Here is a 22,683-nt window from a genome sequence, read left to right as displayed (position 1 = left end):
GAGTGTCCTCAATCGTTTGCGGTGTCGCCGGCGCCCTGGGCGCGCTCGGCAATCTGGGCTTCGTATCGTGCACGCGCTGCGCGTACGCTGTCGCGCTCCGATACTTCCGGCACGGCCACTTCCCACCACCAGCCGCCATCGTCGGTGGTGCGGGCGGCGTCGGTGTCGATGCTGATCAGATACGTCCGGTCGGCAGCGCGTGCGCGTTGCAGGGCCGCTTCGAGTTCGGCAATGTTCGCGACGTGTTCTGCTTGCGCACCGAGCGCGCGCGCGTGCGCGGCGAAATCGATCGGCGGCGCGCCCAGCGGACCTTGCTCGCAATCGTCGAACATATTGTTGAACGGTGCGCCGCCGCAGGCCTGTTGCAGGCGGTTGATACAGCCGTAGCCGCGATTGTCGAGCACGACGATGATCAGCTTGGCGCCGAGCATCACCGAGGTGGCGATCTCGCTGTTCATCATCAGATAGCTGCCGTCACCCACCATCACGATCACGTCGCGCTCGGGGCGGGCCAGTTTCGCGCCGAGCCCACCGGCAATTTCATAGCCCATGCACGAATAGCCGTACTCGACGTGATACGCACCGGGACGGCCCGCGCGCCACAGCTTGTGCAACTCGGCGGGCAGGGTGCCCGCCGCGCACACGACGATATCGTCGGTGGCCGATATCGCGCTCGAGCGCTGCACCGCGCCGATCACATCCGCGTCATACGGCAAGACGGACTCGTGTTGCGGCGCATGCGTGAGCATGCCCACTGCGTCGCGCCAGCCTGCGGCGAGCTTGCGCGCGCGTGCGCTCCACCCAGGATCGGCATGCCAGCCGCCGAGCTGGGCCGCGAGCGCGTCGAGTGCCTGGCGCGCATCGGCCTGAACCACGAGGCCGCGATGCTTGAGACCGTCGAACGCATTCGCGTTGATGCCAATCACGTCGGCTTGCGCAAACAACGTGTTCGAGCCGGTCGTGAAATCCTGCAGACGCGTGCCGATGGCGAGCACGCAATCGGCGTCGTGCGCGAGGGCGTTGGCTGCGGGCGATCCGGTCACACCGAGCGCACCCGCGTTGAGCGGATCGTTCCATGGCAGCGTGCCTTTGCCTGCCTGGGTTTCCGTCACGGGGATGCCGTACGAGGTGGCGAACGCGTGCAGCGCCTGGGTGGCATGCCCGTACAGCACGCCGCCACCGGCGACGATCAGCGGCCGGCTCGCGCGTCGCAAGCGTTCGAGCGCGGCGTTAATCTCTTCGGCAATCGGCGCAGGCGTATGGAAGCCGACCACGCGCGGTTCGAAGAAGTCAGTGGGGAAATCCCATGCGGCGGCTTGTACATCTTGCGGCAATGCCAGCGTGACCGGGCCGCACAGGGCGGCGTCGGTCAGCACGCGCAGCGCGCGCGGCAACGCGCTTAGTAATTGCGCGGGATGCACGATGCGGTCGAAGTAACGCGAGACGGGTTTGAACGCATCGTTGGCCGAGATGCCGCCGTCGTGAAAGTCTTCGACCTGCTGCAAGACCGGGTCGGGTGCGCGCGAGACGAACGTGTCGCCGGGCAGCAGCAGGACCGGCAAACGGTTCACGTGCGCGAGCGCTGCGGCGGTCAGCAGGTTGGTCGCGCCGGGGCCGATGGAGGTGGTGACCGCCATCATCCGGCGCCGGAAATGCGCCTTCGCATACGCAATCGCACTGTGTGCCATCGCCTGCTCGTTGTGCGCGCGCAGCGTCGGCAGCTCATGACGATGCTGGTACAACGCCTCGCCAATCCCCGCGACGTTACCGTGCCCGAAGATCGCGAAGACGCCGCCGAACAGCGGCTCGGTGCCGCTTCCGTCTTCGCTCCTGACACGCTGCGCGGCGAGGTAGCGCACGAGCGCCTGCGCGGTGGTAAGCCGCAGCGTGCCCGACGTCGGCGCAGGCGATGTAGCAGCGGAGTCATGATGGGTGGAGGCCGGATCGTGATGCAAGATGCGCTGGTTCATGCAGCCTGCTCCTGGTGAACGATAGGCGGCGTCGTGCTGTGCGCCGCAGAGTTGCCGCGCGTGGCGCGCCATGCGGCGATCAGTGTTTCGAAGGTTTGCCGTACCCGCGCGATCAATTCGTCGTCGCCAATCGAGCCTGCGAGCCACGCATGGCTAGGTTCGTGGAAAATCGTCCGGCCGACGGTGAAGCCCCGGCAGGTTGCCGATTGCGCCGCCGCACGAAAACCTTCGTTGAGTTGTTCGACCGCCGCCGACAGCCCGAGCAACACCACGCCACGGCAATACGGATCACGTTCGGCAATCAGCGCATCGACGGCCTGCCATTGCGCGGCTTCCATCGGCTCGAGCTTCCACCACTCCGGGTAGATGCCGATGTTGTACAGACGCTTCAACGCGCGATACACGGTGTCAGAGCCGCTCGGCAGATTGGCGTGCTTCGGTGGGATCACTTCGAGCAGCAGTTCATGGCCGCTCGCCTGGGTCGCATCGTAGAGCGCGCGCAACTGTGCTTCCTGTTCAAGCCGCTGCTCGATCGGCTCGTCGGGATGGTATTGCACGAGGCATTTCACCACATGCTCTTGTGGCCAACTGGTGAGCGTGGTGCCGATCGAGCGTCCATGATCGAACACGAGCGGCACCGAACCCGGCAGTTCCACCGGCCGGCCGATCCACCAGCCACGGCCGGTGGCGGCGTTCAGCGCGTCCTGGCCATAGCGGTCGTCGATCAGCACGCCGATGCGGCCCTGCAAGCCGAGCGCGCTTTCGGTCTGCGCGACGGCGTCGACAAACAGGCTTTTCAACTGCGCGATGCGTGCTTCGTCCGCGCCGGTTTGTTGGGCCAGGTCGAAGAACTGGTTGCGGTGATCGAAGGCAAAGCCGAGCACTTCGTCCCATTGCTTGCGGGCAGGGGAGACGCGGTGCAGTCGCGCGAGCTTCGCGTCGCGGTCGGGGCGGCGCATGCGCTGCGGGTCGGCTTTCGCTTCGGCGAGGAAATACTCGAGCTCGGCAGGCGTGGGCATCGCCGGGGCGCAACCGTGCCGTGAGACGACCAGCGCGCCGCTCGCATTCGCGGCGCGTGCACATGCTTCGAGAGGCTGGTCGCGCAGCCAGCCCGACAGAAAGCCCGAGGCAAATGCATCGCCTGCGCCGAGCACGTTCAATACTTCGACTTCGACGCCGCCCTGGATGGGCGCATCGTCAAGCGAAGCAGGGACGTCGCCGTCGATGATCTGGCAGCCGAGCGGACCGCGCTTGACCACCAGCGTGGCCGGCGTCACGGCACGCACCATCGCGAGCGCATCGATCAGTTCGGTCTTGCCGCCCGCGATGCGGAACTCTTCTTCAGTGCCGATCACCAGATCCATCAAAGGCAGGATGCGCTGGATGTGCGCGGTGACGTCTTCGTTCGCGACAAAACGGGTTTCGCCGTCGGCCTTGCCGGTGAGGCCCCACAGCACGGGACGGTAGTCGATATCGAGCACGGTGCGCACGCCGTTGCGGCGCGCGTAATCGAGCGCCCGGCGGCTTGCGCGGTTCACCTGTTCGGTGGAGAAGTGCGTGCCGGTAATCAGCAGCGCCTTCGATGAGGCAATGAAGGCCTCATCGAAATCGGCTTCGTCTACCGCCATATCCGCGCAGTTTTCGCGGTAGAAAATCAGCGGGAAGGTATCGCGGTCCTTCAGGCCGAGCAGTACGAGCGCGGTCAGCCGTTCATGGTCGACGCGCACGTGGCTGACGTCGCAACCTTCCTTGGTGAGCGTTTCGGTGAGGAAGCGCCCCATATGGTCGTTGCCGACCCGCGCGAGCATCGCCGAGTTGAGTCCGAGCCGGGCACAGCCGAACGCGATATTGGCCGACGAGCCGCCGAGATACTTCGCAAAGCTCGACACGTCTTCGAGCCGCGCGCCGACCTGTTGGGCGTAGAGATCGACCGCGAGCCGGCCGAGGCAGATAATGTCGCGGCTGCGGCCCGCTGCAAAACGGCTGGCTGCGGAAGACGTGGGTGTGCTGGTGAGAGCCATGAAATGTCCTGTATGTCCTGGTGCCTGACTGACGCACTACGTCGCGGCGCGGGCGCGCGTCAAAACCGCGCCTGCGGCGTAGCGCAAGTCAGATCGTCGCGCCTTCGAGTTCGCCGATCATCTTCTGCATTTCGGCGCCGCCGGCCATCATGTCGAGCACTTCGTCCTTGGTAATGGTGTCCTTGGTGAAGGTGCCGAGCGACTTGCCGCGGTTGAGCAGCGTGAACGAATCGCCAATCGGATAGGCGTGGTGTACGTTGTGCGTAATGAAGATCACCGAAATGCCTTTGGCTCGCGCGGTATGGATCAGCTTCAGCACGTTAAAGCTCTGCTTCACGCCGAGCGCGGCGGTCGGTTCGTCGAGAATCAGCACGCGTGCGCCGAAGTGAATCGCCCGCGCAATCGCGAGGCACTGCTTCTCGCCGCCCGACATGGTGCCGATCGGCTGATGCGGGTCGCGCACGTTGATGCCCATTTCCGCGAGCTTCTCGCGCGAGGCGCTCGCGCAATGATCGAGATCCATCACGTTGATAAAGCCAAACAACTTTTTCTGCGGCTCGCGTCCCATGAAGAAGTTGCGCGCCACCGAAAGCAGCGGCACCAGTGCGAGATCCTGATAGACGGTCGCAATGCCGAGATCGAGCGCGTCTTTCGGCGAGGTGAAACGCACCGGCTTGCTGTCGACGAGGTAGGTGCCTTCGCTCGGCTGATGCACGCCGGCCAGTGTCTTGATCAGCGTGGATTTACCCGCGCCGTTGTCGCCGAGCAGGCAATGCACTTCGCCGCGCTTGAGCCGCAGGGTGATGTCCTTTAGCGCAATCACGTTGCCGAAGTAGCGGCTCACGTTCTCGAGCGCGAGGATATAGTCGCCTGTGGCCGGCTGTGCCGTAGCTGGTGCCGTATTCTGGGTGGTGTCCATCGTGACCTCTTCGATTAGCGGGACGCCGCGACGCGGCTGCGCACGTAGTGGTTAAAGAGCACTGCGAACAGCAGCATGCCGCCGAGGAACACGCGGAACCAGTCCGAATCGATGTTCGTATAGGTGATGCCGATCTGCACGACGCCGAAGATCAATGCCCCGAAGCTTGCCCCCACTACCGAGCCATAACCGCCAGTGAGCAAGGTGCCGCCGATCACCGCAGCGATGATGGCTTCGAATTCCGCTTGCAGGCCGCGGTCCGCTGCTGCCGAACCGATGTCGCACACTTGCAGTACGGAGTACAGGCACGAGCAGAACGCGGTCAGGACAAACAGCGAGATCTTCACGCGGCGCACCGGCACACCGACGTTTTTCGCGGCATTGGCGTCGCCGCCGACAGCGAAGATCCAGTTGCCGAATTGCGTCTTGGCGAGGGTGAATGCGCAGATAGCGGCAAGCGCGAACCACCACAGCAGGACTTTCGGAATCCCCGGCACGAGCGGCATGCCATTGTCGAGCAGTTTGACGAGGCCAATATGGCCAAGCCATGTAAACAGTCCCTTGAAGGCGACGCCCTGGAACAGCGTATGCGCGAGCCAGTCCTGCGCGGCGACGTCGCCTACGCCGGAGATGATGGTGCGATCGGCAAACATCACCGAGAGCGCGAGAGTCAGGCCGCGCAGGATGAACAGGAACGCCAGCGTCACAATGAAGGAGGGCAGGCGGGTGCGGATCACCAGGTAGCCGTTGAGGGCGCCCAGCAGCATCGAGCCTGCGAACGCGAACAGGATCGACAGCGCAATCGGCCAGTGAAAGTACATGGTGGGCAGCGCGACCATCATGCCGGAAAAGCCGATCATCGAGCCGATCGAGAGGTCGAACTCACCGGCGATCATGAGCAGGCAGGCGCCGACCGCGATAATCCCAAGGTACGCGGCAACCTGCGACCAGTTCATCACGCCGTCGAGGTTGAACATGCCCGAGTTGCCGGCGGCAAGCCCGAACACCAGGAACACCATGACGGTGCCGGCGAGAGCGGCGAACTCCGGCCGGCTCAGCAGATGCTTGAACCACGATTCGCGGCGCACGCGCTCGTCGGCGGCCGAGGCGCCTGAGGACGCAGCTGCAGCGGCGTCCTGCTCAGAAGGGGGATGTTTGGCGTGGAAAGGGTTGGCGACGCCCATTGAAGCTCTCCTTGATGCGCCGGCGGATGGCGTCGTGGCGACGCTCCGCGCAAAGGCGCTTGATACAAGTGAAATGCAAGTGAAGTGCGAGTAACACCTTGCGAAGGGAAACGGGTGCGGCCTGGCCAGTGGCGGCTGGCCGCACGCGCTTCCTTCATGCCTGCCGGGACGGCTCTGCCGTGCCCGAACTCAATGCAACATTGCTTAGCGGTACTGACCTGCGTACTTGACTACCTTGTCGATGTTCTCCTTGGTAATGAAGCCCGGACCGGAGCCGATATTGCGCGGTCCATACGAAGGGGCGAGCCCGTAGGTGGACAGACGCGCCTGGAACTTCGGATTGGCCTGCAGGATCTGGCGGATCTTCACCGGGTCGGTCGTGTGATCGTGCTTCACGATGGCCAGCACGGCGACCGCGATATAGCCCTGCAAGTACGGTTGCTGGTCGATGGCGAACTGGATCGTGCCGTCCTTGATGGCCTTGGCGATGTCGTCGTCAAAGTCGAAAGTCGCGAACCACATCTTGCCGGCCAGACCCATCTGCTGCAGCGCCTTGATGGTCGGCGCGGCCGACAGCGGCCCCAGCGCCAGCACGCCGCCGGTGTCCGGGTGATTGCGCAGATACGCGCTGACCTTCGACTGGATGCCGGTCGGGTCGGTGCCGGCATCGAGCGTGGAGCTCTTGAAGTCGACCCCAAGCGCATCGGCAAAGCCGCGGCAACGTTCGAACGAGGCCGGGTTGGTGGCGTAATGGTTCACGCACAGGAACGATTTGACGCCTGCGGCTTTGGCCTTTTCGCCGGCGGCCTTGCCCGCCGTATATTCAGGCTGGCCGATATGCATGATCGCGCCCAGATCGGCGCTCTGCTGCTCGGTGCCCGAGTTGATCGTCACGAGGGGAATGTGCTTTTCGGTGACCTTGTGGATCGAGCCTTTCAGCACGTCGTAGTCGGCGATGGTGACGATCACCCCGTCATAGTTGCGCGCCGCTGCCTGTTCGATCAGGCGTGCCATGTCGGCGATGTCGCCGTTGGGGGGATTGCGGTAGTCGGTCTCGACGTTGAAGTCTTCGTCGGCCTGTTTGATGGCGTTCTTGATGGTGTTCCACCAGGAGTCGGAATCCGGTGCGTGGCTGATCAACACGAAGTGCGCATCGGCCGCGCGAGCTGCGGTCGTGGCAGCCAATCCCGCCGTCATTGCTAGTGCCGCTACCAGAATCCTCAGCGTTGCCTTGCCATTGCAAAGTCTCATTGTCTCCACCTTTCTCGGTCTTCGTTATTGAAGGGAGCGTCTGGCGTGTCCTGATACCTGCGAGCCCTCTAAGCGTTCAACGCCTGCTCGCAACACCATCGCTCAGAACCAAGATTAGGCCATCTTTAGTCGTGTTGCAATGAAAATTTCATGACAAAGAAAAATGGAAAATATGTTCCATTTGACGGGGCGCCTGCCTATAATCGGCAACGTCAGCGCAGTGCACAGAGCCTTTGTGGAGGCCGTTCTGCAGTGCAATAAAGCAGCAAAGGAAGAGCCATGGCGGAAGACAGTACAGAAGAATTGCCGAGTGTCGAAGATTTGATGCAGCGCATCGCAGAAAACTACGAGTCGTTGCCGCGTCAGTTGAAGAACGTCGCGACCTATATCGAGCAGCATCGCTCGAGCGTGATGGTGGATCGCACCAGCGATATCGCGGCGAGTTGCGGCGTGCATCCGTCAGCGGTCGTGCGCTTTGCGCAGCGCTTCGGTTTTTCCGGGTTCTCCGATCTGCAGGCGGTGTTTCGTCAGGCGTATACGGGGCAGGGCACTTCGTCGCCGAGCTATCAGCAGCGCATTCGCAAGCTGATCGACGAAAAGCCGGGGGCGTTGTCCGGTGGCGCGGTCGCGCGCGAGTTCGTGGCGGCCTGCCGCGGCGGCCTCGATGAACTCGAAGCGGGCCTCAACGACGCCGAGTTCGACGCCGCCGTGAAGATGCTGCAGCAGGCCGACAACATCTACGTAGTCGGCGTGCGGCGTTCGTTTCCGGTGGCGAGCTATATCGTCTATGCGCTGCAGCACACGCCCAAGCGCGTGCATCTGGTGTCCGGCTTCGGCGGCATGTATCGCGAGCAGATCCGCAGCGTCAGGAAGGGCGATGTAGTCATCGCGATCAGCTTCGCGCCGTACGGCAAGGAGACGCAGTACTGCCTGCGCGTGGCGCATCACCATCAGGCGAAGACACTGGTAATCACCGACAGCCAGTTGTCGCCGCTCGCGCGCTACGCCACCACGCAACTTTATGTGAAGGAGGGGAGCGCATTCGCGTTCCGCTCGCTGACCAGCACGATCTGCCTGTGCCAGGCGCTGTTCATCGCGCTCGCGTACAAGCTCGAATTGAACGTAGAAGAATCGAAAGACACTGGAGGATACGATGACTGATGTTGCAGGCGGCAAGACAATCGACGTAGCGGTGTTCGGCGCGGGGCGCATCGGCCGGATTCATGCGGCCAATCTGGCGCGGCAACCGGGCGTGCGGCTCAAGTATGTGGTGGACGTGAACAAGGAAGCGGCAGCCTCGCTTGCCGCCTTGCATGGCGCGCAGGTGGCGGATATCGACGGCGCCATGGGCGATGCCTCGGTCGGCGCGACCGTGATCTGCTCGAGCACGGATACGCATGCCGACCTGATCCAGCAATCGGCCGCGCAGAAGAAGCATGTCTTCTGCGAAAAGCCGGTGGACCTGACGCTCGAACGTGCGCGTGCCTGCGCGGACGCGGTGGCTAAAGCGGGCGTGGTGTGCATGATTGGTTTTCAGCGTCGCTTCGATCCTACGTTCGCGGCACTGAAAGCGCGCATCGACGCGGGCGAGATCGGCACGCCGGAAATGCTGATCGTCACGAGCCGCGATCCGGGCGCACCGCCGGTCGAATACATCAAGCATTCGGGCGGCATCTTCAAGGACATGCTGATCCACGACTTCGATATCTTCCGCTGGATTCTCGACGACGAAGCCGAGACGCTGCACGCGACCGGCAGTTGCCTCACCGACCCGGCGATTGCCGAAGCGGGCGACATCGATTCGACCGCCGTGACGATTCGTACGAAGAGCGGACGCCTGTGCCAGATCAACACGGCGCGGCGCGCGGCCTATGGCTACGATCAGCGCTTCGAAGTGCTCGGCAGCACCGGCATGCTGCAAGCCGGCAACGTGCGTCCCACCGAGGTGGTGGCGTATTCGAAGACAGAAGTTTCGAGCGATGTGCCCGAAGCGTTTTTCCTCGAGCGTTACCGGGCTGCGTACGCGGCGGAAATCGCACATTTCTTCGAAGCGATCACGCATGGCAAGCCGGTTCGCACCACCGTGGCGGACGGCTTGAAGGCGCTCGAACTGGCGGACGCGGCGACGCGCTCATGGCGCGAAGGGCAGCCGGTGCGGCTCGGGGAGGGCGCATGATGACGGCGGCCTCTAGCAGCCGGCAACCGGTGCGGGTGGGTGTAGTCGGGCTGGGGCGGCTCGGCAAGCGTCACGCGGAGAATCTGGCGTATCGCGTGCCGGGTGCCGCGCTCGTGGCGGTCTGCAGTCCGCTTGAAGAAGAGCTTGCCTGGGCCGCTCAGGCGTTGCCATCCCCGCGTTTGTACAAGGACTACGCAGCGCTGCTCGAAGACCGCGAGGTCGACGCGGTGTGGCTCGTTACGCCCTCGGCCTTGCACGCGCAACAGATTGTCGACGCGTTGCGCGCCGGCAAGCATGTGTTCTGCGAGAAGCCGCTGTCGCTGGATCTGGCCGAGTGCGAGCGCGTGCTGGCGGAGGCCGAAGAGCGCCCGCATCTACAGGCGACCATCGGCTTCATGCGCCGTTTCGATCCGAGCTATCGCGACGCGTTTGAGAAGATCGAGGCGGGCGTGATTGGCCGGCCGTTCCTGGTGCGTTCGCAAACCACCGACAAGAACGATCCGGATGGCTTTTTCGTGCGCTTCGCGCCGACCTCGGGCGGGATTTTTCTCGACTGCACCGTGCACGACATCGACGTGGCGCGGTGGCTGCTCGGCAAGCCGCGCGCCAAACGTGTGTTTGCCAGCGGCACGATTGCGCTGCATGAAGGACTGCGCGAATTCGGCGACGTCGATAACGGCGTGGCGATCTGCGAATTCGAGGACGGGCGCCTTGCCATGTTTTACGCCTCGCGCACCATGGCGCACGGTAACGACACCGGCAGCGAGGTGATCGGCACGGCGGGGGCTTTGGCGATCGGCCACAACCCGCGTTTGAACCGCGTCGAAATCACGGACGCGAGCGGCATTCGCAACGAATGTACACCGACCTTCTTCGATCGCTTCGAGGACGCCTTCCTGTACGAAGCACGGGCCTTTGTCGCCGCGGTGCAGGGCGGTGCGTCCGCAGGTGCGACGCTGGCCGACGCGCTGGAGGCGACGCGCATTGGCAGCGCGCTGCGCCAGTCGCTGCAGACCGGGCAGGCGGTGACGCTGTAAGGGGCTGAGAAGGAGCTGCGAACGGTTGCGAAGGCGGCTGCCGTGATGACCGTCATATCCGCGTCGCATCGGCGCGGATATGACGGCTGCGGTAGAATTTGGCCCTCTGTCCGGCGTCGTTCGCGGCGCCTCATCCCGAAGGTCATCGTCGATGCAAATTCAGGTTCACAAGGAAGTCGATGCGCGCGGGCTGAACTGTCCGCTCCCCATTTTGCGCGCCAAAAAGGCGCTCGCCGACATGGAAAGCGGCCAGATCCTCAAGGTGCTCGCTACCGATCCCGGCTCGCAGCGCGATTTCGCCGCGTTCTCCAAGCAGACGGGCAATGAAATCGTCGAAGTTTCGACCCAGGACAAGGTGTTCGTGTTTCTGATGCGGCGCCGCTGAGCGCGGCTAAACCTGGCTAAGCCTGGAAATTGCACCGGGAACTATCCAGTACCCGGCTCAGTTCGTCTAACGTATAGGGCTTGCGTAACGCCTTCCAGCAGAACGTCAGCGCCGGCGCCTCGGGCATCTTGTTGCCAGACGCAAAGATCACGCGCAACCCCGGCTGCAACTGCACCGCTTTTTCCGCGAGTTCGATACCGGACTTGCCAGGAATGGCGAGATCGGCCAGCAAGACGTCGAAGGTCCGCTCGCCAAGCCAGCGCAACGCTTCGTCCGGCGAGTCGGTCATGGCCGGAACGTGGCCGAGCATCTTCAGCAATTCGCTCGTGGCTTCCAGTAAAGCTAGGTCGTCGTCGACCAGAAGCACGCGCAGACCGGTCGTGCCTGGGTTTGCTGCCGCTAGCGTGGCCTCCTGGCGGCGCGCGGTCGCGCTGGCCGGGTTCAGCATCTGGCGGATCTTGTAGGCCAGTTGTTCGCGACTGTATGGTTTGCTCAACAGCTCGACGCCGGGATCCAGCCGTCCGCCATGAACAATCGCGTTCTGGGTATAGCCGGAAGTAAACAGCACCTTCAGGCCCGGCAGGAGCTGCACCGCCTGGGCCGCCATCTCGGGACTGCGCGGCAACCCCGGCATGACAACGTCGGTGAACAGCAGGTCCAGGTGAACGCCGCTGCGGATCACCGTCAGCGCCTGCTCGGTGCTGTCCGCCTTCAGTACGCGGTAACCGAGGCTAGATAGCGTGTCGACCACCGTGGATTGCACCTTCGGGTCGTCTTCCACGACGAGGATCGTTTCGGTTCCGCCTTGCAGCTTGACGCTCGGCCTCGGTGGGGGCTCGACGGCGGTTTCGGTCGAACGCGGCAGGTAGATCTTGACCGTCGTTCCGTATCCCACCTCGCTGTAGATGCGGGCGTGACCGCCAGTTTGCCTCACGAAGCCATATGCCGTGCTCAAACCCAGTCCGGTCCCCTGGCCTTCCGCTTTCGTTGTAAAAAATGGCTCGAATGCCCGCTCAACCACGTCAGGCGGCATCCCCGTACCGTTGTCGGTCACGGCCAGCATCACGTACTGGCCTGCGGGCACCTCGGACACACCGGCGACGTAATCGGCGTCGAGCATCGCGTTGGCCAGCTCCATCGTCAGCTTGCCGCCATCCGGCATTGCATCGCGCGCATTGATGGCCAGATTCAGGATCACATTTTCGAGCTGGTGGATGTCGACAAACGTGTTCCACAGACCGCCCTCCACCACGGTTTCCATCTCCACGGCCTCGCCCAGGGCGCGCCGCAGCAGGTCGTCCATGCCGCGAATGGCGGCGGCGAGGTTGATCACAACCGGTTGCAGGGGCTGGCGCCGGCCGAAGGCGAGCAGTTGCGAGGCAAGCTTCGCGCCGCGCTCGACAGCATCGACCGCCTTGTCCAGCCGCTCGCGGGTCCACACGTCACCGGCATGACGCCTCTCCAGCAGTTCGAGGTTGCCGCGCAATACCTGCAGGACGTTGTTGAAGTCGTGCGCAACGCCGCCCGTCAGCTTGCCGATCGCCTCCATCTTCTGCGACTGGAACAATGCCTTCCTTGCATCTTCAAGAAGCCGGTTCGCTTCCATCCGCTCGGTAATGTCGCGCGTGATCTTGGCAAATCCAGCCAGCGTGCCATCCTCTTCCCGGATCGCGTCGATCACCACGTGCGCCCAGAAACGCGTGCCGTCCTTCCTGACCCGCCATCCTTCCGCTTCAAAGCGCCCATCCTTCGCGGCAGCATCCAGCCCGCGCTGCGGCAATCCTGCTGCGGCGTCTTCGGGCAAGTAAAAGCGCGAAAAATGCGAGCCGATGATTTCGTTTGCCGTGTAGCCCTTGATCCGCCGGGCGCCCGAGTTCCAGTTCGTGACGATCCCTTCCGGCGAGAGCATGAAGATCGCGTAGTCGGTCACGCCGTGAACCAGCATGCGGAAGCGCCGCTCGCTTTCGAGCACTGCGTCGTGTACGGCCTTTTTATCCGTGATGTCGCGCACGATCTTCACGAAGCCGGCAAGCTGCCCGTCGGCAGCGTGCAATGCGGTGATCACGACGCTGGCCCAAAACGCCGTACCGTCCTTGCGGATCCGCCACCCTTCGGTGTTGTGACGGCCTGTGCGTCGAGCGATCTCGAGGTCGGCAGCAGGCAGGCCCTTTTGCTGATCCTCGTCTGGATAGAGGATCTCCAGCGCCTGGCCGATGATTTCGTGCGGCAGGTATCCGTGGAGCGCCGTTCCGCCTGGATTCCAGGTCAGAATCTGGCCGTCCACGGAAACCACGAAGACTGAATAGTCAGAGACAGAGGCAACCCAATTGTCCGTCCAATGCTGGATCGTATCGTTTGACTGCCGTTCATTCGGCATACGGACTCCCGATTTGACTGTCTTTGGAGCTGCGGCGGCCCGCCAAGACCGGAGGGCTGTGCAAACACCATAGCGTGTCTGGCCCGTACCGAAACAAAAGGCGCTGTGCCCAACATACAGGGCAACAGCGCCTTTCCGATTTCTACTGCGTGCCTTTGCGCACTCTCGCAGCGCTTTTATTTCGAGCGCTTAGCCTTCCAGCACCGGCGAACGTGTGCGCAGGTACTCCTGGAAGTCCGCGGCCACTTCCGGATGGCGCAGCGCAAACTCCACGGTGGCCTTCAGGTAGCCGAGCTTGCTGCCGCAGTCGAAACGCGTGCCGTGGTACTTGTACGCGAGCACCTGTTCGTCGGCGAGCAGCGACTGGATCGCGTCCGTCAACTGCAGTTCGCCGCCGGCGCCCGGCTTGAGCGCGCGCAGATGTTCGAAAATCCGCGGCTTGAGCACGTAGCGGCCGACCACGCCGAGGTTCGACGGCGCGACTTCCGGCGCCGGCTTCTCAATGATGCCGGACATCTTGATGATCGAGTCCTCCCACTCCTTGCCATCGACGATCCCGTAGGACTTCGTCTCCGAGTGCGGGATCTCTTCGACGCCGATCACCGAGCTGTGATAGTGGTCGAACACCTCGATCATCTGCGCCATCACGGGGGGCGTGCCGTACAGCAAGTCGTCCGCGAGAATCACGGCAAACGGGTTGTCGCCGACCAGCTTTTCGGCGCACATCACCGCGTGGCCTAGGCCGAGCGCCTCGGGCTGGCGCACGTAGAAGCAATCCACATGGCTCGGCTTGATACTGCGCACCAGTTCGAGCAGCTTGTCCTTGCCGCGCGCTTCGAGTTCGGCTTCGATTTCGTACGATTTGTCGAAGTGATCCTCGATGGCCCGCTTGCTGCGGCCGGTGACGAAGATCATTTCGGTGATGCCGGCCGCCATGGCTTCTTCAACGGCGTACTGGATCAGCGGCTTGTCGACGATGGGCAGCATTTCCTTCGGGCTCGCCTTGGTGGCGGGGAGGAACCGGGTGCCAAGACCGGCTACCGGAAATACCGCTTTTGTAACTTTTAGCATGTTATATACCCCTGAATCCTCTGGTGGCTACGCCTGTGCGCGAGGCACAGGCGTCGAGCATCAATCAGGCCGGCAGGCGCGCAAGTTGCGCGTTCAGCTTGCCGATAGTCGTTTCGTATTCTGCCAGCCTTTTCTGCTCCTGCTCAACGACTGCAGGCGGGGCTTTGGCAACAAAGCTTTCATTTTGTAACTTGGCGTTGCACTTCACCACTTCGGCGCCCAGTCGCGCAATTTCTTTTGACAAGCGTTCGCGTTCGGCGGCGACATCGATCTCGACCTTCAGCACCAGCTTGTCATTACCTACGATAGCAATTGGCGCGCCATGTGCCTGGGCGTCGAGCGTGGCCTCGTCGGCGATGATCTGCACTTCCGACAATCGCGCCAGCGCCTGGGCGTACGGCGCAAAGGTGCGCAGCCGCTCGGCGTTGCCGGTAGCGAGCAGCGGGACCTTGGTGGCCGGCGACAGGTTCATCTCCCCGCGCAGGTTGCGGCAGGCGTCGATCACGGCCTTCAGGTCGGCCACCCACTGCTCGGCGGCTTCGTCGAGCTTGCTGAGATCGGCCACCGGATAAGGCTGCACCATGATGGATGCCTCGCCCTCTGCCTTGCCCTGCGGGTAACGGTCGGCAAGCGGCGCCACCTTTTGCCACAGCGCTTCGGTGATGAACGGAATTACCGGATGCGCGAGGCGCAGGACCGTCTCGAGCACACGCAACAGCGTGCGGCGCGTGGCGCGCTGCTGTTCCGGCGCGCCATTCTGGATCTGCACCTTGGCGAGCTCAAGATACCAATCACAGTATTCGTCCCAGACGAACTTGTATAGGGCGTTCGCCACATTGTCGAAGCGGTAGTCGGCAAAACCCTTGGCGACTTCGGCCTCGACGCGCTGCAGATGCGAGACGATCCAGCGGTCGGCCTGCGAGAAGTCGAGATAGGCGCCCGGACCGCAATTGCCCTCGCCATTCGGGCCGCACGCATCGGCCGGCTTGCCGAAACCGCAGTCGTGGCCTTCGCAGTTCATCAGCACGAAGCGGGTGGCGTTCCACAGCTTGTTGCAGAAGTTGCGGTAGCCCTCGCAGCGCGCGAGGTCGAAGTTGACGTTACGGCCGAGCGTGGCCATCGACGCCATGGTGAAGCGCAGCGCGTCGGTGCCGAAGGCGGGGATGCCGTCCGGGAATTCCTTGCGGGTCTTCTTCTCGATCGATGCCGCCTGCTTCGGGTTCATCAGACCGGTGGTGCGCTTGGCGACCAGCGAGTCGAGATCGATGCCGTCGACGATATCGATCGGGTCGAGCGTGTTGCCCTTGCTCTTCGACATCTTCTGGCCCTCGGCGTCGCGCACCAGACCATGCACATAGACGGTGTCGAACGGCACCTTGCCGGTGAAGTGGGTGGTCATCATGACCATCCGCGCGACCCAGAAGAAGATGATGTCGAAGCCGGTGACGAGCACCGAGGAGGGCAGGAACGCTTCCAGTTCCTTCGTCTCGTTCGGCCAGCCGAGCGACGAGAACGGCACCAGCGCCGACGAGAACCAAGTGTCGAGCACGTCTTCGTCACGCTTCAGGGCGCCGGTGTAGCCTTTGGCGGCAGCCTGGGCGCGGGCCTCTTCTTCCGTCTTGGCGACGAAGATTTCGCCGCTTTCGCCATACCACGCCGGAATCTGATGGCCCCACCAGAGCTGGCGCGAGATACACCAGTCCTGGATGTTTTCGAGCCATTGATAGTAGGTGTTGGTCCAGTTTTCCGGGACGAACTTGATCTGGCCGTTGCGGACCACGTCGAGCGCGGCTTCGGCGATCGACTTGCCGGGATTGAAGGTGCCTTCGGGGGCCGGCTTGCTCATGCCGACGAACCACTGGTCGGTGAGCATCGGTTCCAGCACGACGCCGGTACGGTCGCCACGCGGCACCATCAGCTTGTGCGGCTTGACGGACTCGAGCAGGCCGATGGCTTCGAGATCGGCAACGACTTGCTTGCGCGCTTCGAAGCGATCGAGACCGCGGTATTTTTCGGGCGCGTTGTCGTTGATCTTCGCTTCGAGCGTCAGGATTTCGATCTGCGGCAGCTTGTGACGCTGGCCGACCTGATAGTCGTTGAAATCGTGCGCCGGGGTGACCTTGACGACGCCGGTGCCGAATTCGCGGTCGACGTAGTCGTCGGCGATGATGGGGATTTCGCGGTCGGCGAGCGGCAGCTTGACCATCTTGCCGATCAGGGCGGCGTAGCGTTCGTCCTCCGGATGAACCATCACGGCGACGTCGCCGAGCATGGTTTCCGGACGGGTGGTTGCGACAGTCAGATGACCCGAGCCATCGGCGAGCGGGTACTGGATATGCCACAGATGGCCGTTTTCTTCTTCGCTGGCGACTTCGAGGTCGGAGACGGCGGTCATGAGGACCGGATCCCAGTTGACGAGGCGCTTGCCGCGATAGATCAGGCCTTGTTCATATAGACGGACGAAGACGTCGCGCACGGCGGCGGACATCTTGTCGTCCATGGTGAAGTATTCGCGCGACCAGTCGATGGAGGCGCCGAGGCGGCGCACCTGGCTGGTGATGGTGGAGCCGGACTGCTGCTTCCACTCCCAGACACGTTCGACGAACTTTTCGCGGCCGAGGTCATGGCGCGAGACGCCCTGGGCGTCCAATTGGCGTTCGACGACGATCTGGGTCGCGATGCCGGCGTGATCGGTGCCGGGGACCCAGAGGGTGTTTTCGCCGAGCATCCGATGGTAACGGGTGAGGCCGTCCATGATCGTCTGGTTGAAGGCGTGCCCCATGTGGAGGGTGCCTGTGACGTTCGGCGGCGGGAGCTGGATCGAGAAGTTTTTGGCGTTCTCGGCGAACGCGGGCGCGGCGTAGGCGCGTTTTTCCCACTCCGGGCCCCATTGGGCTTCGATGTTGTGGGGCTCGAAACTCTTGGCAAGCGTGCTGTCGCTCATTGTTCGTCGTCTGCTGGGATGCTGTGGAATCCCTGATTATAAGGGGTGCGCCCTTGCGGGAGGTTTGCCTGCGGCGCTTGTCCGGGTTCATGCGGTGTTGGGCTGTTTGCCTGCGGCGCCTTGGGGGTGGTCTTAAAAGCAAGGCGCCGCAGGCAAAAACCAAAACAAACCCTGAACCTTATAATGACGAACGAACCGCCGCCGACCCCCTGGAAAATGCCCGAACTCCTCGTTAACCTAAACCCCGAACAACACGCCGCGGTAACGCTCCCCAACGAACCGGCACTGATTCTAGCCGGCGCGGGCAGCGGCAAAACCCGTGTCCTGATCACCCGCATCGCATGGCTCATCCAGCAAGGTCTGGCATCGCCAGCAACCATCCTCGCGGTCACCTTCACCAACAAAGCCGCCCGCGAAATGATGGCGCGCCTGCAAGCCCTCCTGCCCATCGACACCCGCGGCATGTGGATCGGCACCTTCCACGGCCTCTGCAACCGCATGCTGCGCGCCCATCACCGCGACGCCGCCTTGCCCGCCACCTTCCAGATTCTCGATACCGCCGACCAGCTGTCCGCGATCAAGCGTCTGATGAAGGGCCTGAACATCGACGATGAGAAGTACCCGGCGAAAAATCTCCAGTACTTCATCAACAACGCCAAGGAGCAGGGCCTGCGCCCCAAAGACGTCGACGCTACCGATAACTTCAACCGCAAATTTGTCGAGCTCTACGAGGCCTACGACCAGCAGTGCCAGCGTGAAGGCGTGGTCGACTTCCCCGAACTGCTGCTGCGCTGCTATGAGCTGCTCGCGCACAATCCGCCGCTGCGCGCCCACTATCAGGCGCGCTTTCGCCATATCCTCGTCGACGAGTTTCAGGACACCAACAAGCTTCAGTACGCGTGGCTCAAGCTGCTCGCCGGGCAAACCAACTCGATCTTCGCGGTCGGCGACGACGATCAGTCCATTTACGCGTTTCGCGGTGCGAACGTCGGCAACATGCGCGACTTCGAGAACGAGTTCAATGTCCGTCACCTGATCAAGCTCGAGCAGAACTATCGCTCGCATGGCCATATCCTCGATGCGGCCAATCAGTTGATCGCCAATAACTCGCGGCGGCTGGGCAAAAACCTGCGCACCGACGCCGGCCACGGCGAGCCGGTGCGCGTCTACGAAGCCGCCACCGATATGCAGGAGGCCGGCTGGATCGTCGAGGAAATCAAGGCGCTCATCAGCACCGGCACCTCGCGCAGCGAAGTCGCCGTGCTGTACCGGAGCAACGCGCAGTCGCGCACCATCGAACATACGCTCGTCAACGCCGGTATCGCCTACCGCGTGTACGGTGGTCTGCGCTTCTTCGAGCGTCAGGAAATCAAGCACGCGCTCGCCTATCTGCGCCTGATCGACAACCCGAACGACGACACCGCGTTCTCGCGCGTCGTCAACTTCCCGACTCGCGGTATCGGGGCGCGTTCGATCGAGCAGCTCGCGGATGCCGCACGGCTCTACAACTGCTCGATGGCTGCGGCGATTCCGTACGTCGCCGGCAAGGCAGGCTCGAGCCTTGCCAGTTTCGCCAACCTGATCGGCAAGATGCGCGCGGAAACGCAGCAGATGAGCCTGCCGGAGACCGTCGAATACGTAGTGCGCACGAGCGGTCTCGCGGAGTTTTATCAGACCGAACGCGAGGGGCAGGACCGTCTGGAAAACTTGCAGGAACTGGTCAATGCGGCGGCGGCTTTCGTCAGCGAAGAAGGCTACGGCCTCGACACGCCGGCGCGCTCCATTCCGCTGCGTCCGGGCGCGACCGCTGCGCCGGAACTGGTGACGGCGACCGACGACCCGAATACCGTCGTTCTCGATGCGCCGGAAGTCACCGACCCGGCGCAGAACCCCGACACGATGACGCCGCTTGCCGGCTTCCTATCGCACGCCTCGCTCGAAGCGGGCGACAACCAGGCGCAGGCCGGCCAGGAAGCCGTGCAGTTGATGACGGTTCATGCGGCGAAGGGGCTCGAGTTCACTGCGGTGTTCATCACCGGTCTCGAAGAAGGCCTGTTCCCGCACGAGAACAGCGCGATGGAAACCGACGGGCTCGAAGAAGAGCGCCGTCTGATGTACGTCGCGATTACGCGTGCCAAGGAGCGCTTGTATCTGTCGTTCGCGCAGAGCCGGATGCTGCATGGGCAGACACGCTACAACATCCGTTCGCGCTTTTTCGACGAGCTGCCGCAGGAAACGCTCAAGTGGCTCACGCCCAAGGTCGAGGCGGGCGCACGCTGGGGTGGCCGCTCCGACAACGCAGGTTACGGCCGTGACTGGTTTGCGCGGCCGGGTTACACGGGGCCGGCGTCGACGACCTCGGCGCCGTTGCCGGCTTTTGCCAATGAGCAGCGCGCCGCCGAGAGCGGTTTCCGGGTCGGCCAGCAGGTGTTCCATACCAAGTTCGGCGAAGGCACGATCATCGCGCTCGAAGGCGGTGGCGCCGATGCCAAGGCGCAGGTCAAGTTCAAGCGGCACGGCGAGAAGTGGCTGGCGCTGGCGGTCGCCAAACTGCAGGCGGTCGAATGAGCACAGTGCAAACCGGGGCGGCGGGCGCTCGTCGTCCGCTAGGTGTGATGGCGGCTTTGCCGCAGGAACTCGGTGATCTGCTCGAGGCGATGCGCGCCGAATCCGAGGTGCGTACGGTCACGCATGGCCGGCGCGATTATCACCTCGGCACCGTGCATGGCGCGCCGTGCGTCGTCACGCTCGGACGCATCGGCAAGGTGGCCGCGGCGGCGACGGTCAGTGCCTTGATTCATGCGTTCGATGTCGAGGCAGTGGTGTTTACCGGTGTCGCAGGTGGGGTCGGGCGGGAAGTGCGGATCGGCGATGTGGTCGTCGCCGATACTTTGACGCAACACGATCTCGACGCCTCGCCGCTGTTTCCGCGTTTCGAAGTGCCGTTGCTCGGCGTTGCCCGCTTCGCCGCGGATCAGATGCTGGCCGATCAGCTTGCGGCGGCGACCGAGCAATTCGTGGCGGAAGAGGGCCCGGCATTGGCCGCGCGCTTCGCGACGCAACTGCCGCGTGTGCATCGTGGGCTCATCATCAGCGGCGATCAGTTTGTCGCCAGTGCGGCGGCCGTCGAGGCACTGCGCGAGGCCTTGCCCGATGCGCTCGCCGTCGAGATGGAAGGCGCGGCGATCGCGCAGGTCTGTCACGAGTACGGCGTGCCGTGCGCGATTGTGCGCACGGTTTCCGACACGGCGGATGCGCATGCGCCCGCGTCGTTTACCTCGTTCTTGACTGAGATCGCCGGGACCTATTCGAATGGCATTCTGAAGCGGTTCTTGCAGGCGCGCGTCTAAGCGCGCCGCGCTCCCGTCTGTCTGCGCCGCGAGCGCCGCAACGGCATCTTGCGGCGCTTGGTCCAGTGAGCAGCGGCTAAGCCTTCCCACCCGCCGTCAGCGCATCGCGCACCTGCTGCAAGGCGCTGGCATCTTCGATGGTCGGCAGATCGCCAGGATCGCGCCCTTCCGCCAGCGCCGCAATCGCGCGGCGCAGCAGCTTGCCCGAGCGCGTCTTCGGCAGCATCGCCACCATATGCACCCGCGCCGGCCGCGCAATCGCCCCAAGCTGACGGTCCACCGTCGCGGCCAAGTCGGCCTCGAGCTTCGCACGCGCGTCCTCTGGCGCGTAACGCTCTGCATCGCGCAGCACCACGAACGCCAGCGCCACTTGACCCTTGAGCGGATCGGCCACGCCCACTACCGCGACTTCGGCCACCGCCGCATGGCTCGATAGCGCTTCCTCGATTTCGCGCGTGCCGAGCCGGTGACCGGCGACGTTGATCACATCGTCCGTGCGGCCGAGGATCGTCACGTAGCCGTTGTCATCCTGGATGCCCCAGTCGAAGGTCGAATAGAGCTGCTGATCCGGGACACTCGACCAGTAGGTGCTGACGAAGCGCCGGTCGTCGCCCCACACGGTCGACATGCAACCCGGCGGCAGCGGATAGCCGAGCGTGATCACGCCTTTCTCGCCGGGTGCGCAGACATCGCCGGTTTGTTCGTTGCGCAGCGTCAGGTTGTAGCCGTAGACCGGCACGCCCGGCGAGCCGAGCTTCTGCGGCAGCGCTTCGACGCCGCGCTGGATCGCCAGCATCGGCCAGCCGGTCTCGGTCTGCCAGTAGTTGTCCACTACCGGTTTGCCGAGCGCGTCGGTGATCCACGATGCCGTGGGTTCGTCGAGCGGCTCGCCGGCCAGGAATAGCGTGCGCAAGCTCGACAGGTCGGACTTCTTCAGCAGCGCCGGGTCCTGTTTCTTGAGCACGCGCAATGCGGTCGGTGCGGTGAACATCAGGTTGATCCGATGCTGCTCGACGAGCCGCCACCAGATGCCGCCGTCCGGGCGAATCGGCGTGCCTTCGTACATCACTGTGGTCAGGCCCGCGATCAACGGTGCATAGATGATGTAGCTATGGCCGACCACCCAGCCGATGTCCGAGGCGGTGAACATGGTGTCGCCCGCGCGACCTTCGAAGATGTATTCCATCGATGCCGCCAGCGCCACCGCATAGCCGCCCACGTCGCGCACCACGCCTTTCGGCCGCCCGGTCGTGCCCGAGGTGTAGAGCACATACGATGGCTCGTTGGACTCCAGCCATTCGCACGGCACATGGACGTCGAAAAACTGTTCGCGTAGCGGCTCGTAGTCGACCAGGTAGCTGGCGTTCAGGCGTTCGGGCGCCAGCTGCCGGTCGATCCGCAGCACATGCGGCGGCTTGTGCTGCGCGCGGGCAAGCGCTTCGTCGACGAGCGGCGTGTAGTCGATCACCTTGCCTCCGCGCGCGCCGGCATCGGCGGTGACGATCAGCGCCGGTTTGGCGTCGTCGATGCGCGCCGCGAGGCTGGGCGCCGCGAAGCCGCCGAACACCACCGAGTGAATCGCGCCCAGGCGCGCGCAGGCGAGCATCGCGAACACCGCTTCGGGGATCATCGGTAGGTAGATCAGCACGCGGTCGCCGCGCTTGACGCCCAGTGAGCGCATCACTGCGGCCATCCGGTTGATTTCGGCGTACAGCTCGGCGTAGGTGTAGCGCCGCTCGATACCGGTTTCGGTCGATATATAGACGAGCGCGTTCTGTTGCGCCCGTTCGGCCAGATGCCGGTCCACCGCGTTATGGCACAGATTGGTCCGGCCGCCGACGAACCAGCGCGCAAACGGCGGATTCGAGCGGTCGAGCACGGTCTCGAACGGCGTCTCCCAATGGATGCGTCGCGCTTCGTCGCGCCAGAAGTCTTCGGGGGCTTCGATGGAACGGCGGTGGAACTCGCGATAACGGGTCATTGGCGGCGATCCTTGTC

At 63.6% G+C, this 22,683-nt stretch carries 15 protein-coding genes; 6 read left to right on the top strand and 9 right to left on the bottom strand.

What is annotated here, in order from left to right; translation table 11 throughout:
• Positions 1-8: 8 nt before the first annotated feature.
• The 5 genes from iolD to BLQ92_RS10750 all read right to left on the bottom strand — a co-directional run bounded on the left by iolD (position 9) and on the right by BLQ92_RS10750 (position 7,345).
• The gene (gene iolD, locus BLQ92_RS10770) at positions 9-1,970 is read right to left on the bottom strand and encodes a 3D-(3,5/4)-trihydroxycyclohexane-1,2-dione acylhydrolase (decyclizing) (protein WP_090684208.1); all 1,962 of its coding nucleotides are present in this window, start codon (positions 1,968-1,970) and stop codon (positions 9-11) included.
• Complete coding sequence (locus tag BLQ92_RS10765; RefSeq protein ID WP_090684205.1) at positions 1,967-3,991, bottom strand: bifunctional 5-dehydro-2-deoxygluconokinase/5-dehydro-2-deoxyphosphogluconate aldolase; 2,025 nt, start codon at positions 3,989-3,991, stop codon at positions 1,967-1,969. The genes iolD and BLQ92_RS10765 overlap by 4 nt, the downstream gene beginning before the upstream one ends.
• 88 nt (positions 3,992-4,079) lie before the next feature.
• On the bottom strand, positions 4,080-4,910 hold the full coding sequence (locus tag BLQ92_RS10760) for an ATP-binding cassette domain-containing protein (RefSeq protein WP_090684203.1): 831 nt from the start codon (positions 4,908-4,910) through the stop codon (positions 4,080-4,082).
• A gap of 14 nt (positions 4,911-4,924) precedes the next feature.
• Positions 4,925-6,094: an ABC transporter permease gene (locus tag BLQ92_RS10755; RefSeq protein ID WP_090684200.1), complete on the bottom strand. Its 1,170-nt coding sequence runs from the start codon at positions 6,092-6,094 to the stop codon at positions 4,925-4,927.
• 204 nt (positions 6,095-6,298) lie between these two features.
• Positions 6,299-7,345, bottom strand: coding sequence for a sugar ABC transporter substrate-binding protein (locus BLQ92_RS10750; RefSeq protein ID WP_090684198.1), 1,047 nt, complete (start codon positions 7,343-7,345; stop codon positions 6,299-6,301).
• Between the two features lie 279 nt (positions 7,346-7,624).
• Here BLQ92_RS10750 and BLQ92_RS10745 point away from each other — a divergent pair, with 279 nt between their 5' ends.
• From BLQ92_RS10745 to BLQ92_RS10730, 4 genes are all read left to right on the top strand, one after another.
• Positions 7,625-8,506, top strand: a complete 882-nt coding sequence (locus tag BLQ92_RS10745; RefSeq protein ID WP_090684196.1) for a MurR/RpiR family transcriptional regulator — start codon at positions 7,625-7,627, stop codon at positions 8,504-8,506.
• The gene (gene iolG / locus BLQ92_RS10740) at positions 8,499-9,521 is read left to right on the top strand and encodes an inositol 2-dehydrogenase (protein ID WP_090684194.1); all 1,023 of its coding nucleotides are present in this window, start codon (positions 8,499-8,501) and stop codon (positions 9,519-9,521) included. Before BLQ92_RS10745 ends, iolG begins: the two co-directional genes overlap by 8 nt.
• Entirely contained in the window at positions 9,521-10,558 is a 1,038-nt protein-coding gene (locus tag BLQ92_RS10735) for a Gfo/Idh/MocA family oxidoreductase (RefSeq protein ID WP_090684839.1), read from the top strand. The genes iolG and BLQ92_RS10735 overlap by 1 nt, the downstream gene beginning before the upstream one ends.
• Positions 10,559-10,715: 157 nt before the next feature.
• Complete coding sequence (locus tag BLQ92_RS10730; protein ID WP_090684838.1) at positions 10,716-10,943, top strand: sulfurtransferase TusA family protein; 228 nt, start codon at positions 10,716-10,718, stop codon at positions 10,941-10,943.
• Between the two features lie 16 nt (positions 10,944-10,959).
• Here BLQ92_RS10730 and BLQ92_RS10725 read toward each other — a convergent pair whose 3' ends face one another.
• The 3 genes from BLQ92_RS10725 to BLQ92_RS10715 all read right to left on the bottom strand — a co-directional run bounded on the left by BLQ92_RS10725 (position 10,960) and on the right by BLQ92_RS10715 (position 17,335).
• Positions 10,960-13,320: a PAS domain S-box protein gene (locus tag BLQ92_RS10725; protein WP_090684192.1), complete on the bottom strand. Its 2,361-nt coding sequence runs from the start codon at positions 13,318-13,320 to the stop codon at positions 10,960-10,962.
• A 189-nt stretch (positions 13,321-13,509) separates the two neighbouring features.
• Positions 13,510-14,391, bottom strand: coding sequence for a UTP--glucose-1-phosphate uridylyltransferase GalU (gene galU / locus BLQ92_RS10720; RefSeq protein WP_090684190.1), 882 nt, complete (start codon positions 14,389-14,391; stop codon positions 13,510-13,512).
• A gap of 64 nt (positions 14,392-14,455) precedes the next feature.
• Positions 14,456-17,335 carry a valine--tRNA ligase gene (locus BLQ92_RS10715; RefSeq protein ID WP_090684188.1) on the bottom strand — a complete coding sequence of 960 codons (2,880 nt, stop codon included), beginning with the start codon at positions 17,333-17,335 and terminating at the stop codon, positions 14,456-14,458.
• Between the two features lie 216 nt (positions 17,336-17,551).
• On the opposite strand from BLQ92_RS10715, the gene BLQ92_RS10710 reads away from it, so the two are divergent.
• Both BLQ92_RS10710 and BLQ92_RS10705 read left to right on the top strand, forming a co-directional pair.
• Positions 17,552-19,903 carry a UvrD-helicase domain-containing protein gene (locus tag BLQ92_RS10710; RefSeq protein ID WP_090684837.1) on the top strand — a complete coding sequence of 784 codons (2,352 nt, stop codon included), beginning with the start codon at positions 17,552-17,554 and terminating at the stop codon, positions 19,901-19,903.
• Positions 19,900-20,685 (top strand): 5'-methylthioadenosine/adenosylhomocysteine nucleosidase, encoded by a 786-nt coding sequence (locus BLQ92_RS10705; RefSeq protein ID WP_090684186.1) that lies wholly within the window; start codon positions 19,900-19,902, stop codon positions 20,683-20,685. Before BLQ92_RS10710 ends, BLQ92_RS10705 begins: the two co-directional genes overlap by 4 nt.
• Before the next feature lie 76 nt (positions 20,686-20,761).
• On the opposite strand, the gene BLQ92_RS10700 is transcribed toward BLQ92_RS10705, so the two are convergent.
• A complete protein-coding gene (locus BLQ92_RS10700; protein WP_090684185.1) occupies positions 20,762-22,666 on the bottom strand; it encodes a propionate--CoA ligase in 1,905 nt (634 codons plus the stop codon).
• Positions 22,667-22,683 lie beyond the last annotated feature (17 nt).

Source organism: Paraburkholderia phenazinium (genome assembly GCF_900100735.1).
GTDB classification, from domain to species: domain Bacteria; phylum Pseudomonadota; class Gammaproteobacteria; order Burkholderiales; family Burkholderiaceae; genus Paraburkholderia; species Paraburkholderia phenazinia.
This window is presented reverse-complemented; position numbering and strand designations above follow the sequence as displayed.

Coding starts and splice junctions, on each gene's coding strand:
- iolD (WP_090684208.1), bottom strand. CDS start 1,970: ATGAACCAGCGCATCTTGCATCACGATCCGGCCTCCACCCATCATGAC.
- BLQ92_RS10765 (WP_090684205.1), bottom strand. CDS start 3,991: ATGGCTCTCACCAGCACACCCACGTCTTCCGCAGCCAGCCGTTTTGCA.
- BLQ92_RS10760 (WP_090684203.1), bottom strand. CDS start 4,910: ATGGACACCACCCAGAATACGGCACCAGCTACGGCACAGCCGGCCACA.
- BLQ92_RS10755 (WP_090684200.1), bottom strand. CDS start 6,094: ATGGGCGTCGCCAACCCTTTCCACGCCAAACATCCCCCTTCTGAGCAG.
- BLQ92_RS10750 (WP_090684198.1), bottom strand. CDS start 7,345: ATGAGACTTTGCAATGGCAAGGCAACGCTGAGGATTCTGGTAGCGGCA.
- BLQ92_RS10745 (WP_090684196.1), top strand. CDS start 7,625: ATGGCGGAAGACAGTACAGAAGAATTGCCGAGTGTCGAAGATTTGATG.
- iolG (WP_090684194.1), top strand. CDS start 8,499: ATGACTGATGTTGCAGGCGGCAAGACAATCGACGTAGCGGTGTTCGGC.
- BLQ92_RS10735 (WP_090684839.1), top strand. CDS start 9,521: ATGACGGCGGCCTCTAGCAGCCGGCAACCGGTGCGGGTGGGTGTAGTC.
- BLQ92_RS10725 (WP_090684192.1), bottom strand. CDS start 13,320: ATGCCGAATGAACGGCAGTCAAACGATACGATCCAGCATTGGACGGAC.
- galU (WP_090684190.1), bottom strand. CDS start 14,391: ATGCTAAAAGTTACAAAAGCGGTATTTCCGGTAGCCGGTCTTGGCACC.
- BLQ92_RS10715 (WP_090684188.1), bottom strand. CDS start 17,335: ATGAGCGACAGCACGCTTGCCAAGAGTTTCGAGCCCCACAACATCGAA.
- BLQ92_RS10710 (WP_090684837.1), top strand. CDS start 17,552: ATGCCCGAACTCCTCGTTAACCTAAACCCCGAACAACACGCCGCGGTA.
- BLQ92_RS10705 (WP_090684186.1), top strand. CDS start 19,900: ATGAGCACAGTGCAAACCGGGGCGGCGGGCGCTCGTCGTCCGCTAGGT.
- BLQ92_RS10700 (WP_090684185.1), bottom strand. CDS start 22,666: ATGACCCGTTATCGCGAGTTCCACCGCCGTTCCATCGAAGCCCCCGAA.